This window comes from Methylobacterium sp. PvP105 (genome assembly GCF_017876975.1).
Taxonomy (GTDB): Bacteria; Pseudomonadota; Alphaproteobacteria; order Rhizobiales; family Beijerinckiaceae; genus Methylobacterium; species Methylobacterium radiotolerans.
In genome coordinates, this window is record NZ_JAGIPA010000001.1 from 6,075,263 (window position 1) to 6,090,409 (window position 15,147).

Sequence of the window (15,147 nt, forward strand, 5' to 3'; positions counted from 1 at the left end):
CCGACGTGAAGCCGAACTGGGAGCCGATGAGCGCCACGATCGACCTGCCCGAGCCCGCCACCCGGTTCCGCCCGGCCGTGCCGCCTCCGCTGAAGGAGCCGCTCGGCCTGTTCGAATTCCTGCGGGCGGCGCGGAAGAATCCGATCACCACCTGGATGGACGCGCATTTCAAGCTGCCGGTCGTGGCGGCCGAGGGCGCGATGGGCCGGATCACCCTGGTGAGCGACCCGGCGCTGATCCGCCACCTGCTGATCGAGAACGCCGACGGCTACCGCAAGGACGACCTGCAGCGCCGGGTCCTGGCCCCGGGGCTCGGCAACGGCCTGCTGAGCGCCGAGGGCGACGAGTGGCGGCTCCAGCGCCGGACGCTCGCGCCGATCTTCAACGCCCGCACGGTCCAGGGCTTCTCCGACGCGATGAACGCCGCCGGGGCGCGGCTCGGCCGCCGCCTCGTCCGCCGCGACGGCAAGCCGGTCGACGTCGCCCTGGAGATGACCCGGGTCACCCTCGACGTGCTGGAGCGGACGATCTTCACGCAGGGGCTGCCGAGCGATCCCGACGCGCTGGGCCGCGCCATCACGCGCTTCCTCGAGGCCGTCGGGCCGATCGACCCCCTCGACGTGTTCGGCGTGCCCGACTTCGTGCCGCGGATCGGCCGCCTGCGGGCGCGCCCGGCGGGCCGCTTCTTCGCCGAGGTGGTCGACGAACTCATCGCCCGGCGCAAGGCGCTGATGGCGCGGGGCGAGGCGCCCCGGGACCTGCTGACGCTGCTGCTCGCCGCGCAGGATCCCGAGACCGGCAACGGGCTCACGGACCTCGCCGTGAAGGCCAACATCGTCACCTTCATCGCCGCCGGCCACGAGACCACGGCCAATTCCCTGACCTGGGCGCTCTACTGCCTGTCGCAGGATCCCGCCGCGCAGGCGCGGGTCGAGGCCGAAATCGACGCCGCCGGCCCGGGGGACTTCGCCGTCGAGCGCCTGCCCTTCACCCGGGCGGTGATGGAGGAGGCGATGCGGCTGTTCCCGCCGGTCCCGTTCCTCAGCCGGCAGGCGATCCGGGACGACCGGCTCGGCCGGATCAAGGTGCCGCGGGGCTCGCTGGTGATGGTGGCGCCCTGGGTGCTCCACCGCCACCGGCTGCTCTGGGAGGACCCGGAGGCCTTCGTGCCGGAGCGGTTCCTGCCGGGGAATCGGGACGCGATCCCGCGCTTCGCCTACCTGCCGTTCGGGGCGGGGCCGCGGGTCTGCATCGGCCAGAGCTTCTCGATCCAGGAGGCGGTGATCCTGCTGGCGCACGTGGTCCGGGCGGTGCGCTTCCGGCTGCCGGCCGATCACCCGCCGGTCACGCCGCTCCACCGGGTGACGCTCCGGCCGGAGCACGGCCTGCTCATGGAGGCGACGGCGCGGGGCTAGGGCCCGGCGCGCTTCGAGCCTGCGCGCTTCGAGCCTGCGCGCTACGGTCGTAGATCCGCGCGGCGACGAGCGAGCTTCCGAGGCCCGGCGCCAACATGGCCACCGCCATGGCCGGGATCTGGAGAGCGGAGGCCGTGGCATGTCGCGTGTCCTCCGCCCGCAGGAACTGACGAAGCGCGATCTGGCCGATCAGGAGGAGGAGGGGGCTGACAGCGGGCAAGCTCATCCGCTGCTCGTCAGCACATCCGTCGGGTGCTGAACCAGCGGCGCGATGCAGGCCGTCCCGCGTGTCGGACTCGCCGTGGCGGTGAAGAACGACGCGGTGAGCGTCTCGCCCGCGTCGAAGCGCTCGGCGCGATGGTTTCCGCGCGCGCGCCGACAGTGTCGGCTGCGCGACCGTGTCGTCCACCGCCCGAACGCCCCGGCCGTCGAGTCGGCCAGGGGCGGTCTCAGCTCTTCTTGCGGAACGCGTCCAGGCTCACGACCTCGGCACTGCCCTCCTCGCCCTCCTTCTTGGCGGCGGGGCGGGGGGCCTTGTCGTCGGCCTTGCCGGCGGCCTTCTCGCCCTGGGCGGCGGGCGCGGGAAGCCCCTTCGGCGCGCTCGCGCCGATCGTGGCGAGCCCGGCGCTCTTGGGCCGCACCTCGCCGGGTTCCGAGCCGGCGCCGCGGGGACCGGGCTTGGCCGGGGCGGCGTTCGCCTCCTCGGGGGTCTCGCCGGCCTCGCTGAGGTCGAACTTCAGGCCGAACTGGACCGAGGGGTCGAAGAAGCCCGACAGGGCGTCGAACGGCACCAGCAGGCGCTCCGGCACGCCCGAGAAGGACAGGCCGACCTCGAAGGCGTGCTCGGTGACGTTGAGGTCCCAGAACTGGTGCTGCAGGACGATCGTCATGTCCTGCGGGTACTTCTCGCGCAGGGCCTGCGACATCCGCACGCCGGGCGCTTCCGTCCGGAACGAGACGTAGAAATGGTGCTCGCCCATCAGCCCCTCACGGGCCGCGTCGGTCAGCACCTTGCGCACCACGCCGCGCAGGGCGTCCTGTACCAGGAGGTCGTAGCGGATCAGGTCGTCTGCCATCTGCGGTCGCGCTCTAGCCCGGTCTGCCCGGCGCCCCGCCGCGGATGGCCGGACCGAGGACTTGAAGTGGAGGCTTCTGTTGCCAGGTGCCTCCGAACCCCGCCTATGCGGTGCTACCCGCTAGGACTTGAGATCGGTTTTGGGGACCGCTTACGCGGCCACCGCCACCGGAGCAAAGTTGTCGTTGGCAACTATTGCAAAGGCCCGATAACGGCGGAACCATGCCGAGCGAAAGTCCAACCTTTACGCCCTCGTCGATCCTATGTCGCCCCCGCCGAAGCCCAGGCTCCGAGCACGCGCCTTGCGGCAGCATGTCCTGGGCTCGGGTGGAGGCGCCGGGTACCGCCCCCGGGTCCGATAGGTTTATTGCGAAGAACGTTTATCGCCATAGCCGGCCTCGCGACCGGCTCCCAAGATATAGAGGGGATCGGTCCGGTTTTGAAGCCCGATCGTGTCGCGCCGCTGTCTCATTTGGAGCCTCAGGGCGAGGCTGTTGCCGGAAGTGCGCAGTCGCGCGCCGCCGCCCCCGAGGCGCGGGGCCCCCTCGAGCGCGTCTGGGCCGCGACGTGGCGGCTCGGCGCCCTGGTCGCCCTCGTGGTCGTCTATCTGGGCGCGGCGAGCCTGCTGTCGCTGGCCACGGTGCGCGTCGGTTTCGACCTGTGGAGCGGGATCGACCCGTTCCTGCCCCCCGAGCGGCGCCCGTTCCTGGGCGCGGTGGAGCTCGCCCACCGGGCCTTCGCGGTCGACGCCCTGCGCCAGGTCTTCCTCGCCGCCCTGGTGCTCGGCGGCGCGTGGTGGCGTGACCGGGCCGGCTGGCGGCGTCGCCTCGCCCTCGACCGCGAGCGGCCGAACGGGATGCGGCCGGTCGCCCTGCTGGGCCTCCTGCTGATCTGGCCGGTGCTGCACATCGCCTGGGTCACCGGCACGGCGGAGCTGTTCGGCGCGAGCTTCGGCCAGCACGTGCGGCTGTCGCCGTTCATGAGCCAGGCCGCCGTCGCGGCCTGGCTGGCCTATCTCGCGATCCTGGCGCCCGTGGCCGAGGAGCTGCTGCTGCGCGGCGAGGCCTTCGCCCGCGCCAGCGCCGCGGTGGGGCCGGCAGGCGCGATCCTGGTCACGGCGCTCATCTTCGCCGCCGCCCACATCTCGTCCTGGGGGCTCGCCCGGCCGGTCTCGCTGCTGCCGCTCGCCCTGGCGCTGGGCTGGCTGCGCTGGCGCACCGGCCGGCTCTGGCCCGGCATCGCCCTGCACGGATGGTCGAACCTCGCCCTGGTGACCTACCTGCTCTGGCCGGCGTGAGGGCGTGTCCGAGGGGCGCCGGCCGGACGCCGCCCGCGGACAGGCTCCCGGCGCGACGGCGGTGGACATATCGCGGCGGCGCGCTTGCCCGGCGGCGCGCCGGCGCGCAGGAATGGGCGATGGACGCATATCACGACCTGCTCCGGCGCATCCTCGACGCGGGCGTCGCCAAGGACGACCGCACCGGGACCGGCACGCTCTCGGTGTTCGGCCACCAGATGCGCTTCGACCTGTCGGCGGGCTTCCCGCTGGTCACCACGAAGCGGCTGCACCTGCGCTCGATCATCCACGAGCTGCTCTGGTTCCTGGCCGGCGACACCAACGTCGCGGCGTTGCGGGCGAACGGCGTGACGATCTGGGACGAGTGGGCCGACGCGAACGGCGACCTCGGCCCGGTCTACGGCCGGCAGTGGCGCTCCTGGGAGAGGCCCGGGGGCGGCACGGTCGACCAGATCGCCTGGGTGCTCGACGAGATCCGGCGCAACCCCGATTCCCGCCGCCTGATCGTCTCGGCCTGGAACCCGGCCGACCTCGACCGGATGGCGCTCGCCCCCTGCCACTGCCTGTTCCAGTTCTACGTCAGCGAGGGGCGGCTCTCCTGCCAGCTCTACCAGCGCTCGGCGGACGCCTTCCTGGGCGTGCCCTTCAATATCGCGAGCTACGCCCTCCTGACCCACATGATCGCCCAGGTGACCGGCCTCGGGGTCGGCGCCTTCGTCCACACCTTCGGCGACGCCCACCTCTACCGGAACCACCTGGAGCAGACCCGCACCCTGCTGGGCCGGTCCCCGCGCCCGCTGCCGCAGCTGCGGCTCAACCCGGAGGTCCGCGACCTCTTCGCCTTCCGGTTCGAGGACATCGCCATCGAGAACTACGACCCGCACCCCGCCATCGCGGCCCCGGTGGCGGTATGAGCGCGACCGTCGCCCCGCTCGTCTCCCTGGTCGCCGCCGTCGCCCGCAACGGCGTGATCGGCCGCGACAACGGGCTCGCCTGGCATCTCTCCAGCGACCTCAAGCGCTTCAAGGCCCTGACCATGGGCAAGCCGATGCTGATGGGCCGGCGCACCTGGGATTCGATCGGCCGGCCCCTGCCGGGGCGCCGCACCCTGGTGCTCACCCGGGATACGGGCTTCCGCGCCGAGGGCGTCGAGACCGTCCACGACTGGGACTCCGCGCTGGCCGCCGCCGGGGCGGAGCTGATGGTGGTCGGCGGTGCCGAGATCTACGCGCTCGCGCTCCCGCACGCCGACCGGCTCCATCTCACCGAGGTCGAGGCCGAGCCCGCCGGCGACGTGCGATTCCCCGCCTTCGACCGCGCCCGCTTCCGGGAGACGTTCCGCGAGGCGCACCCCGCGGGCCCGCGGGACGAGCACGCCTTCGCCTTCGTCGACTGGGAGCGCGCACGCTGAGGCGCGCCGCCGCATTTGCGTTCCGCGCCGCGCATGCCCACCTGCCAGCCTTGACAGCACGGGGCGTGCGCCCGCAGGTGCCTGTCGGGTGCGCGCGCTCACGCCGGGCCTGCACATCCTGCGGGAAGATGCGCGTGCGGGCTCTCGTGGCCTCCAACCGGGCGCGGTCGCGGTGCGATCGGTCCGGAGGGTCGGGACTAGGCGGGCGAGCGTGGCCGTTCAGGCAGGGGGCGCCGGCCGGGATATGGGCCGGGCGCGGACAGGCAGGAGACGACGGCTAGGATGCCTTGGAGCAATCAGAGCGGCGGCGGGGGCCCGTGGGGCCGGCCCGGCGGCAACGGCGGCGGTCCCTGGGGCGGTGGCGGTGGCGGCGGCAAGACGCCGCCGAACCTCGAGGACCTGCTCCGGCGCGGGCAGGACCGCCTGCGCGGCCTGATCCCGGGCGGCGGCGGCTCGGGCGGCGGCTACGGCGGCGGCGGCTCGACCGGCGTCGGCGGCGGCCGCAGCGCGGCGGTCATCGCCGTCCTGGCCATCGCCATCTGGCTCGCCACCGGTTTCTACACCGTCTACCCGCGCCAGGTCGGCATCGAGACGATCTTCGGCCGCTATGTCGGCACCAAGGGCGAGGGCCTGCGCTACAACTTCCCCTATCCGATCGGCGGCGTGGTGAAGCCGGATGTCGGCTCCCAGAACTCGATCCAGATCGGCTTCCGCGCCGGCCCGAACGGCCAGGGCCGCACCCGCGACGTGCCGGACGAGAGCCTGATGCTCACCGGTGACGAGAACATCGTCGATCTCGACTTCGAGGTGCAGTGGCGCGTCAACCCGCTGAAGGCTTCCGACTTCGTGTTCAACCTCCAGAACCCGGAGGGCACCATCAAGGCGATCTCCGAGAGCGCGATGCGCGAGGTGATCGGCCGCCGCAACATCCAGGCGATCCTCACCAATGAGCAGTCGAGCATCGCCCAGGAGGTGAAGGAGATGGTCCAGAAGGCGCTCGACGAGTACGGCGCCGGCGTGCGCATCGAGGTGGTGCAGCTCGTCTCGGTCAACCCGCCGCCGGAGGTGCGCCCCGCCTTCATCGACGTGAACGCGGCCCAGCAGGACGCCGACACGGCGCAGAACGAGGCCAAGACCTACGCCAGCCGCGAAGTGCCGCAGGCCCGCGGTAAGGCGTCCCAGATCGTCCAGCAGGCCGAGGCCTACCGGACGAAGGCGACCGCCGACGCCACCGGTCAGGCCGCGCGCTTCAGCGAGGTCTATGCCTCCTACAAGGCCGCCCCGGCGATCAGCCGCGAGCGGATCTTCCTGGAGACGATGGAGAAGGTCCTGGGCTCCGTGAACAAGGTGATCATCGACCAGAACGGGACGCAGCCCGGCGGCGCGACCGCGGCCGGCGTGCTGCCGGTGCTGCCGCTCTCCGAGTTCGGCGCCCGCGCCCAGACCCAGACGGGAGCCGCCCGATGAAGCAGGCTCTCCGCACCGGCCTGATCGTGGTCGCGGCGATCGTCGCGATCGGCCTCTACGCCTCGATCTTCACCGTCGGCCAGATGCAGCAGGCGCTCGTCCTGCAGTTCGGCCGCGTCCGCGCCGTCCTCAACGCCACCGGCGAGGACAAGCCCGGCCTCTACTTCAAGATCCCGTTCATGGAGAACGTGGTCATCTTCGACAAGCGCGTCCTCGACCTCGACCTGCCGGTGCAGACGGTGCTCACCGCCGACCGCCAGAACCTGGAGGTGGACGCCTTCGCCCGCTACCGGATCGTCGATCCGCTGCGCTTCTACCAGGCGGTGGGCAATATCGCGCTGGCCAACCAGCGGCTCGCGAGCTTCACCAATTCCGGCCTGCGCAACGTGCTCGCCCGCTCGACCCGCGACGCGATCGTGAAGACCGATCGCGGGCAGCTGATGCACCAGATCCAGGAGGACGTGAACCGGCAGGCCAAGGCGCTCGGCATCGAGATCGTCGACCTGCGCATGACCCGCGTCGACCTGCCCGCGCAGAACTCGGCCGCCGTCTACCGGCGGATGAAGACCGAGCGCGAGCGCGAGGCCGCCGACATCCGCGCCAACGGCGACCAGATCGCCGCCACGATCCGCGCCAAGGCCGACCGCGAGGTCACGGTGATCCTCGCCGAGGCGACGCAGAAGTCCGAGCAGCTGCGCGGACAGGGTGACGCGGACAAGAACCGCATCCTCGCCGACGCGTTCGGCAAGGACGCGGACTTCTTCAGCTTCTACCGCTCGATGCAGGCCTACGAGAGCGGGCTGAAGGGATCCGACACCCGCCTGGTGATCAGCCCGAACACGGACTTCTTCCGCTTCTTCAGCGATCCGCAGGGCCGGGCACCCGCCCCGGCAGCCCGCGGACCGCGCGGACCGGCCGATCCGAGCGCCACCACCGGGTCGACGACCGGCTCCACGGCCGGGACGGCGCGCTGAGGGAGCCCGTTGGCGCCCCGGCGCCCGGGGATTACCGTGCAGGACAACCCGCGGGCGATCGACCGTCGGTCGAGGCCCGCGGGACCGGAAACGCGTTCTTGAAGAGGTCGACCATGCACCCCGTCGCGAGCGCCCCCGAGGCGCTGTTCGGCCGCGCCCCGGCGCAGCCCCGCTCCCGCGCCCGCGCGCTGATGGCCTCGATCCTGATCGGCGCCTCCGTCAGCGTCTCCGTGGCCGCGGCCGCCCTGCCGGTCCCGGCCTTCGCCAAGGGGCCGGCCTCCCTCGCCGACCTCGCCGAGCAGGTCACCGACGCGGTGGTGAACATCTCCGCGTCCACCACGGTCGAGGCCCGGGCCGGCCGCGCCGGGCCGCAGGTGCCCCCGGGCACCCCGTTCGAGGACCTGTTCGAGGAGTTCTTCAACCGGCGCGGCGGCCGCGGCGGCGGTGGCGGCGACAGCGACGGGCCGCGCCAGCAGCGCAAGTCGAACTCGCTGGGCTCCGGCTTCATCATCGATTCCGCCGGCCTCGTGGTGACGAACAACCACGTCATCGGCGACGCCAACGACATCCAGGTCATCCTGCACGACGGCACCAAGCTGAAGGCCGAGATCGTCGGCAAGGATTCGAAGATCGACCTCGCGGTCCTGCGGGTGAAGCCCCCGGCCGACCGCACGCTGAAGGCGGTGCCGTTCGGCGATTCCGACAAGATGCGGCCGGGCGACTGGGTCATCGCCATCGGCAACCCGTTCGGGCTCGGCGGCTCGGTCTCGGCCGGCATCGTCTCGGCGCGGGGCCGGAACATCGAGTCAGGCCCCTACGACAACTACATCCAGACGGACGCGGCCATCAACAAGGGCAATTCCGGCGGCCCGCTGTTCAACATGGACGGCGAGGTGATCGGCATCAACACGGCGATCCTGTCGCCGACCGGCGGCTCCGTGGGCATCGGCTTCGCGGTTCCCTCGGGCACGGCCAAGCCCGTGATCGACCAGCTGCGCGACTTCGGCGAGGTCCGCCGCGGCTGGCTCGGCGTGCGCATCCAGAACGTCGACGACACCACCGCCGAGGCGCTCAACCTCAAGGGCGGCGCGCGGGGCGCCCTGGTGGCCGGCGTCGACGAGAAGGGACCGGCCAAGACCGCCGGGATCGAGGTCGGCGACGTGATCCTGAAGTTCAACGGCGCGCCGGTGAAGGCCTCGGGCGACCTGCCGCGCATCGTCGCCTCGACCCCGGTCGGCCAGAAGGTCGACGTGGTCGTCATGCGCAAGGGCGAGGAGGTGACGAAGCCCGTCACCCTCGGCCGCCTGGAGGACAGCGACAAGCCGCAGCTCGCCAACCTGCGCCAGCCGGAGCCCGAGAGCGCGACCCGGCAGGCGCTCGGCCTCAACCTCTCCGGCATGACCGACGAGCTGCGCAAGAAGTACTCCATCAAGGACACCGTGAAGGGCGTGGTCGTCACCCGCGTCGACCCGAACTCGACCGCCGCCGACAAGCGGATCCAGCCCGGCGAGGTGATCGTCGAGGTCGGCCAGGAGGCGGTGAGCACCCCCGCGGAGGTGACCAAGCGGATCGACGCCCTGAAGAAGGACGGGCGCAAGTCGGTGCTGCTGCTGGTGGCGGGCGCCACCGGCGACGTGCGCTTCGTGGCGGTCGGCCTCGACTGAGCCGCCTCATCCGCGTTGCCGAGGGCCGTCGCTCCGCGGGGAGAGGCGGCCCTCGCGCGTTCAGGGGGCCCCACATTGACGCTGCGCCGCGGCACGGCACACTGGGGCAGCGAGTCGGTGCGGCTCGGGCGAGTTCGGACCCATGACGGCCGTCGCGTTCGACACCCTGAAGTTCGCCCGCGCCCTGCGGGAGAAGGCGAAGCTGTCGCCCGAGCAGGCGGAGGGCCTGGCTGACGGGCCGGTGGACGTCTTCGACGGGAATCTGGCGACGAAGGCCGATATCTACGAGCTGCGAGCCGATGTTCAGATAGTCCGTGGTGACATCGAGGCCCTGAAAATCCAGAGCCGTGCCGACACCGAAGCGCTTCGGCTCGCCACCCAGGGGGATATCGAAAGCCTTCGCATGACGACCGAGGCCGACAGCGACAATCTTCGGCTCTCCACGACGGCTGGCCTCGAAGGCCTACGTATGGAGATCAAAGCAGGGCTGGACGGTCTGCGCCTCGAAACGAAGGCCGACATCGAGGCCGTGAAGGGCGCGATCGCCTCCGCGAAGGTCGAGACGGTGCGCTGGCTCGTCGGCGCGCTCGGCTTTCAGACGCTCGCCGTGCTGAGCGCGGTCACCGCCCTGACCCGCACCCTGCACTGAGCCTCACCCCACGAACTCCGCCGCGGCGTAGCCCTGCAGGTACAGGAGCGCGGTGAGGTCGCCGTGCTCGACCCGGACCCGCGCCGCGGCCGCGACCGCGGGCTTCGCCCGGAACGCCACCCCGAGGCCGGCCTCGCCCAGCATGTCGAGGTCGTTGGCGCCGTCGCCGACCGCGAGGGTCTCGGCGGCGCCGAGGCCCAGATCTCCGCGCAGCGCGATCAGCGTCGCGCGCTTCTCGGCCTTCCCGACGATCGGGTCCTCGACGCGGCCGGTGAGCCGCCCGTCCGCCACGCCCAGCACGTTGGACCGGTGCTCGTCGAAGCCGATCATGGCGGCGATCGGGCCGGTGAACAGCGTGAAGCCCCCGGAGACCAGGCAGGTATGGGCGCCGTGCGCCCGCATCGTCCGCACCAGCGTGCGGCCGCCCGGGGTCAGGGTCAGGTGCTCGGCGATCAGCCCGTCGACGGCGCCGACCGGGATGTCCTTCAGCAGCGCGACGCGCTCGCGCAGGGCCGGCTCGAAGGCGATCTCGCCCCGCATCGCCCGCTCGGTGATCGCCGCCACGCGGTCCTTGAGGCCGAGCGTCCCGGCGAGCTCGTCGATGCATTCCTGCTCGATCATGGTGGAGTCCATGTCGGCCAGGAACAGGCGCTTGCGCCGGTGCGCGTCGGCGGGCAGCACCGCGAGGTCGATCGGCTCGCCGGCGAGCGCCGTCCGCAGCCTGTCGGTGAGGGACGCCGCGGCCGCGGGCTCGCCCGGCACCAGCAGCTCGGCCGCCACCTCCCCGTGCAGGATCCGCGGCTGGTGCTCCGTCCGCAGCACGGCGCGCGTCTCGGCCAGCACCGCGTCGGTGATGGACGGCCGATCCGGGTTTGCTATCAGGACCGCGACCAGCATCGTGGAGTTTCGCCTTGCCGCCAGACCGGGAGGAAGCCGGGCGGCGCCCGGCCGCGATCCTCATCGCAGGGCCCACCGCCTCGGGCAAGTCGGCGCTGGCCGCCCGGCTGGCGGAGCGTCACGGCGGCGTGGTGATCAACACCGATTCCATGCAGGTCTACGCGGACCTGCGCCGCCTGACCGCCCGGCCCGACCCGGACGAGGAGGCGCGGGTGCCCCACCGGCTCTACGGCCACGTCGACGGCGCGGTGAACTACTCCGCGGGGCACTTCTCCCGCGACGCGGCGGCGCTGCTGGCGACGCTCGGCGGGCGCCTGCCGGTCTTCGTCGGCGGCACCGGCCTGTACTTCCGGGCGCTGGAGCAGGGCTTCTCGGAGCTGCCGCCGGTTCCCGACACCGTGCGCGCGCGGGTGCGGGACGCGGCCGAGGGCCGCCCGACCGAGGCGCTGCACGCCGACCTCGCCCGGCACGATCCCGCGGGGGCCGCCCGGCTGCGGCCGAGCGACCGGATGCGGGTGATGCGCGCCCTGGAGATCTTTCTCGCGACGGGCCGACCGATCGCCAGCTTCTACGGCGATCCCGTTCCCGGCCCGCTGGCCGGGCGGGACCTCCGAAGAATCTTCCTGGCGCCCGACCGCGCGGCGCTGCGGGAGCGGATCGACGCCCGCTTCCGGACCATGATCGCCGAGGGGGCCCTGGACGAGGTCGCCCGCCTGCGTGCGCGACGGCTCGACCCGATGCTGCCGGTGATGCGCGCCCACGGCGTGCCGGGCCTGATCGCCCATCTCGACGGGGCGCTCAGCCTCGACGAGGCGATCGCGCGCGGGCAGGCGGATACGCGCGCCTACGCCAAGCGCCAGTTCACGTGGTTCCGCCACCAGATGGGGGAGGCGTGGCGCTGGGTGGATCCGGAGGGGGCGACGGTCGAAGACCTGCTCTGACGCGATCGTCCCCTCCGCCGGGCGAAGGAGGCTCGCCCGGCGCCGCGATCGGCCCGCGCCGCTCTCCCGCACGGGGGCGGGAGCCCGTCGCGTCTCACCCTGGCCTCGAGGTCCAGGAGAACGGCCGGAGGTGTCAGCGCTCCAGCCGCGCCACGAGGCTCGACGTGTCCCAGCGGTTGCCGCCCATCGCCTGCACCTCGGCGTAGAACTGGTCGACGAGGGCCGAGACCGGCAGCTTGGCGCCGTTGCGGCGGGCCTCGTCCAGCAGGATGCCCAGGTCCTTGCGCATCCAGTCGACCGCGAAGCCGAAGTCGAACTTGCCCTGGTTCATCGTCTTGCCGCGGTTCTCCATCTGCCAGGAGCCGGCGGCCCCCTTGGAGATCACGTCGAGCACCGCCTCGACGTCGAGGCCGGCCCGCTTGGCGAAGTGGACGCCCTCCGACAGGCCCTGGACGAGGCCGGCGATGCAGATCTGGTTGACCATCTTGGTGAGCTGGCCGGCCCCGGCCGGGCCCATCAGCCGGCAGGCCCGCGCGAAGGACCCGATCGCGCCCTCGACCTTGGCGTAGGTCGCCGCGTCGCCGCCGCACATCACGGTGAGCACGCCGTTCTCGGCGCCCGCCTGACCGCCGGAGACCGGGGCGTCGATGAAGCCGAGCCCCTTGGCCTCGGCCGCCGCGGCGAGCTCCCGGGCGACCTCGGCCGAGGCGGTGGTGTGGTCGACGAACACCGCGCCGGGCTTCATGCCGGCGAGCGCCCCGTCGTCGCCCAGCACGACGCTGCGCAGATCGTCGTCGTTGCCCACGCAGGCGAACACGATCTCGGCGCCCTCGGCGGCCTGCCGGGGCGTGGGCGCGAAGGCGCCGCCGTAGGTCTTCACCCAGGCCTCGGCCTTCGGGGTGGTGCGGTTGTAGACGGTGACGTCGTGGCCACCCTTCTTGGCGAGGTGTCCGGCCATCGGGCCGCCCATCACGCCGAGACCCAGGAATGCGACCTTCGCCATTGTCGTGCGCTCCTCGCGGGCCCGGACCGCGCCGGCGCCCTTCCTTCTCCGACGGCGGGCGGCCCCGGAGCGCGGCGGCCGGGCCGTGAAGGGGGCGGGGCCGTGCCGGGGACCCGATGTGACAGATTGGGCGTCGTGCCGCCGCCGACGCTGCATCACAGCTCGGATCGCTTGCGTCAACGGCGGACCAATAGGATAACCCGCCCGTGTAGCCCGGGACCACGAAGTCCCAGCCGGAGCCCCCCGCGTGGCCCCGCGCGCGAGGCGGTCGGTCAGGGAGTGGGACATGGGTTCGGCGATCGGCAGGCACGGGCCCTGGGCCCTCGTGGGGGCGCTCGGCGCTGCGGCGCTGGCGATCGTGGCGAGCGAGCGCGGCGAGACGATCAACGCCCTCTGGATCGTGGTCGCGGCGGTCTGCGTCTACCTCATCGCCTACCGCTACTATTCCCAGTTCATCGCCGACAAGGTGATGCGGCTCGACCCGAAGCGCGCGACCCCCGCGGTGCGCCACAACGACGGGCTCGACTACGTGCCCACCAACCGCGGCGTCCTGTTCGGCCACCACTTCGCGGCGATCGCGGGCGCGGGCCCGCTGGTCGGCCCGGTGCTCGCCGCCCAGATGGGCTACCTGCCCGGCATGCTGTGGATCCTGGCCGGCGTGGTCCTCGCCGGCGCCGTGCAGGACTTCATGGTCCTGTTCGTGTCGATGCGCCGGGACGGCCGGTCGCTCGGCGAGCTGATCCGGGCCGAGCTCGGCACCGTGCCGGGCATCATCGCCCTGTTCGGCACCTTCCTGATCATGGTGATCCTGCTCGCCGTGCTGGCGCTGATCGTCGTCAAGGCGCTCGCCGAGAGCCCCTGGGGCACCTTCACGGTGATGTCGACGATCCCGATCGCCATGCTGATGGGCGTCTATTCCCGCTACATCCGGCCGGGCAAGATCGGCGAGGTCTCGATCCTCGGCTTCGTCCTGCTGATGCTGGCGATCGTGGCCGGCGGCTCCGTGGCGTCGAGCCCGGTCTGGGGCCCGGCCTTCACCTTCACGGGGCCGCAGCTCTGCTGGATGCTGATCGGCTACGGCTTCGTGGCGTCGATCCTGCCGGTCTGGCTGCTCCTCGCCCCGCGCGACTACCTGTCGACCTTCCTCAAGATCGGCACCATCGTGGGCCTCGCGCTCGGCATCGCCTTCGTGGCGCCGCACATGCAGATGCCGGCGGTCACCAAGTTCGTGGACGGCACCGGCCCGGTCTGGGCGGGCAGCCTGTTCCCGTTCCTGTTCATCACCATCGCGTGCGGCGCGGTCTCGGGCTTCCACGCCCTGATCTCGTCGGGCACCACCCCGAAGCTGATCGCCAGCGAGGCCGATGCCCGCTTCATCGGCTACGGCGGCATGCTGATGGAATCGTTCGTGGCGATCATGGCGCTGGTGTCGGCCTGCGTGATCGACCCGGGCGTCTACTTCACCATGAACTCGCCCGCGGCCCTGATCGGCACGACGCCCGAGACCGCGGCCGCCGCCGTGACCAAGCTCGGCTTCGCCACGACGCCGGAGGTGATCACCCAGACCGCCGCCGACGTCGGCGAGCACACGATCATCTCGCGGGCCGGCGGCGCGCCGACCCTCGCGGTCGGCATGGCCCACATCATCTCGTCGGCCATCGGCGGCAAGGCGATGATGGCCTTCTGGTACCACTTCGCGATCCTGTTCGAGGCCCTGTTCATCCTCACGGCCGTGGACGCGGGCACCCGCGCCTGCCGGTTCATGGTGCAGGATCTCGTCGCGCTCGCGATCCCGTCGTTCAAGAACACCACGTCGTGGGGGCCGAGCATCGCGGCGACCGCCATCTCGGTCGGCGCCTGGGGCTACTTCCTCTACCAGGGCGTGACCGACCCGCTCGGCGGCATCAACACCCTGTGGCCGCTCTTCGGCATCTCGAACCAGATGCTGGCCGCGGTGGCGCTGACCCTCTGCACGGTGGTGATCTTCAAGATGAAGCGCGAGCGCTACGCGTTCGTGACCATCATCCCGACCGCGTGGCTGTGCATCTGCACCCTCACGGCCGGCTGGCAGAAGATCTTCTCGGCCGACCCGAAGATCGGCTTCCTGGCCCACGCCCAGCGCTACGCGGCCGCCGCCGCGGAGGGCAAGGTCCTGGCCCCGGCCAAGAACGCCGACCAGATGAGCCAGATCATCCTCAACGACCGCATCGACGCGGTGCTGGCGGCCCTGTTCATCGGCCTCGTCGTCGCCATCGCGGGCTTCGGCATCGCCGCCTGCCTGAAGGCGTGGCGCGCGGATCGCTGGACCGCGCTGGAGACCGAGCCGCACATGGTCGCGGCGGAGTAGGAGGTCC

Annotated in this window: 13 protein-coding genes and 1 other RNA gene; 10 read left to right on the top strand and 4 right to left on the bottom strand. The window is 72.1% G+C overall.

The annotated features are described in order from the left end of the window. Positions 1 to 26 precede the first annotated feature (26 nt). The gene (locus tag J3A75_RS29580) at positions 27 to 1,415 is read left to right on the top strand and encodes a cytochrome P450 (protein ID WP_071000171.1); all 1,389 of its coding nucleotides are present in this window, start codon (positions 27 to 29) and stop codon (positions 1,413 to 1,415) included. Positions 1,416 to 1,864: 449 nt separating this feature from the next. Here J3A75_RS29580 and J3A75_RS29585 read toward each other — a convergent pair whose 3' ends face one another. Then, on the bottom strand, positions 1,865 to 2,491 hold the full coding sequence (locus tag J3A75_RS29585) for an SspB family protein (RefSeq protein WP_012321442.1): 627 nt from the start codon (positions 2,489 to 2,491) through the stop codon (positions 1,865 to 1,867). 65 nt (positions 2,492 to 2,556) lie between these two features. Continuing rightward, positions 2,557 to 2,938: a transfer-messenger RNA gene (gene ssrA, locus J3A75_RS29590) on the bottom strand. Between ssrA and J3A75_RS29595 the strand changes: the two genes are divergently transcribed. The 7 genes from J3A75_RS29595 to J3A75_RS29625 all read left to right on the top strand — a co-directional run bounded on the left by J3A75_RS29595 (position 2,930) and on the right by J3A75_RS29625 (position 9,952). Further along, positions 2,930 to 3,787, top strand: coding sequence for a CPBP family intramembrane glutamic endopeptidase (locus J3A75_RS29595; RefSeq protein WP_053621366.1), 858 nt, complete (start codon positions 2,930 to 2,932; stop codon positions 3,785 to 3,787). The two genes, ssrA and J3A75_RS29595, sit on opposite strands and share 9 nt — an antisense overlap. A 119-nt stretch (positions 3,788 to 3,906) precedes the next feature. After that, positions 3,907 to 4,701: a thymidylate synthase gene (locus tag J3A75_RS29600; RefSeq protein ID WP_043074623.1), complete on the top strand. Its 795-nt coding sequence runs from the start codon at positions 3,907 to 3,909 to the stop codon at positions 4,699 to 4,701. Beyond that, on the top strand, positions 4,698 to 5,198 hold the full coding sequence (locus tag J3A75_RS29605) for a dihydrofolate reductase (RefSeq protein ID WP_012321445.1): 501 nt from the start codon (positions 4,698 to 4,700) through the stop codon (positions 5,196 to 5,198). The genes J3A75_RS29600 and J3A75_RS29605 overlap by 4 nt, the downstream gene beginning before the upstream one ends. 282 nt (positions 5,199 to 5,480) lie before the next feature. Continuing rightward, positions 5,481 to 6,665: an FtsH protease activity modulator HflK gene (hflK, locus tag J3A75_RS29610; RefSeq protein WP_059408908.1), complete on the top strand. Its 1,185-nt coding sequence runs from the start codon at positions 5,481 to 5,483 to the stop codon at positions 6,663 to 6,665. Continuing rightward, complete coding sequence (hflC, locus tag J3A75_RS29615) at positions 6,662 to 7,639, top strand: protease modulator HflC (RefSeq protein ID WP_012321447.1); 978 nt, start codon at positions 6,662 to 6,664, stop codon at positions 7,637 to 7,639. Before hflK ends, hflC begins: the two co-directional genes overlap by 4 nt. Positions 7,640 to 7,752: 113 nt before the next feature. Beyond that, a complete protein-coding gene (locus tag J3A75_RS29620; RefSeq protein WP_012321448.1) occupies positions 7,753 to 9,303 on the top strand; it encodes a DegQ family serine endoprotease in 1,551 nt (516 codons plus the stop codon). Between the two features lie 142 nt (positions 9,304 to 9,445). After that, on the top strand, positions 9,446 to 9,952 hold the full coding sequence (locus J3A75_RS29625; RefSeq protein WP_071000174.1) for a DUF1640 domain-containing protein: 507 nt from the start codon (positions 9,446 to 9,448) through the stop codon (positions 9,950 to 9,952). Between the two features lie 3 nt (positions 9,953 to 9,955). On the opposite strand, the gene serB is transcribed toward J3A75_RS29625, so the two are convergent. Beyond that, positions 9,956 to 10,849 (bottom strand): phosphoserine phosphatase SerB, encoded by an 894-nt coding sequence (gene serB, locus J3A75_RS29630; RefSeq protein WP_071000175.1) that lies wholly within the window; start codon positions 10,847 to 10,849, stop codon positions 9,956 to 9,958. Positions 10,850 to 10,863: 14 nt separating this feature from the next. On the opposite strand from serB, the gene miaA reads away from it, so the two are divergent. Further along, a complete protein-coding gene (gene miaA / locus J3A75_RS29635; protein WP_071000176.1) occupies positions 10,864 to 11,790 on the top strand; it encodes a tRNA (adenosine(37)-N6)-dimethylallyltransferase MiaA in 927 nt (308 codons plus the stop codon). A gap of 133 nt (positions 11,791 to 11,923) precedes the next feature. On the opposite strand, the gene J3A75_RS29640 is transcribed toward miaA, so the two are convergent. After that, the gene (locus J3A75_RS29640; RefSeq protein WP_024828742.1) at positions 11,924 to 12,793 is read right to left on the bottom strand and encodes an NAD(P)-dependent oxidoreductase; all 870 of its coding nucleotides are present in this window, start codon (positions 12,791 to 12,793) and stop codon (positions 11,924 to 11,926) included. A gap of 286 nt (positions 12,794 to 13,079) precedes the next feature. On the opposite strand from J3A75_RS29640, the gene J3A75_RS29645 reads away from it, so the two are divergent. Continuing rightward, positions 13,080 to 15,140: a carbon starvation CstA family protein gene (locus J3A75_RS29645; RefSeq protein ID WP_012321453.1), complete on the top strand. Its 2,061-nt coding sequence runs from the start codon at positions 13,080 to 13,082 to the stop codon at positions 15,138 to 15,140. Positions 15,141 to 15,147 lie beyond the last annotated feature (7 nt).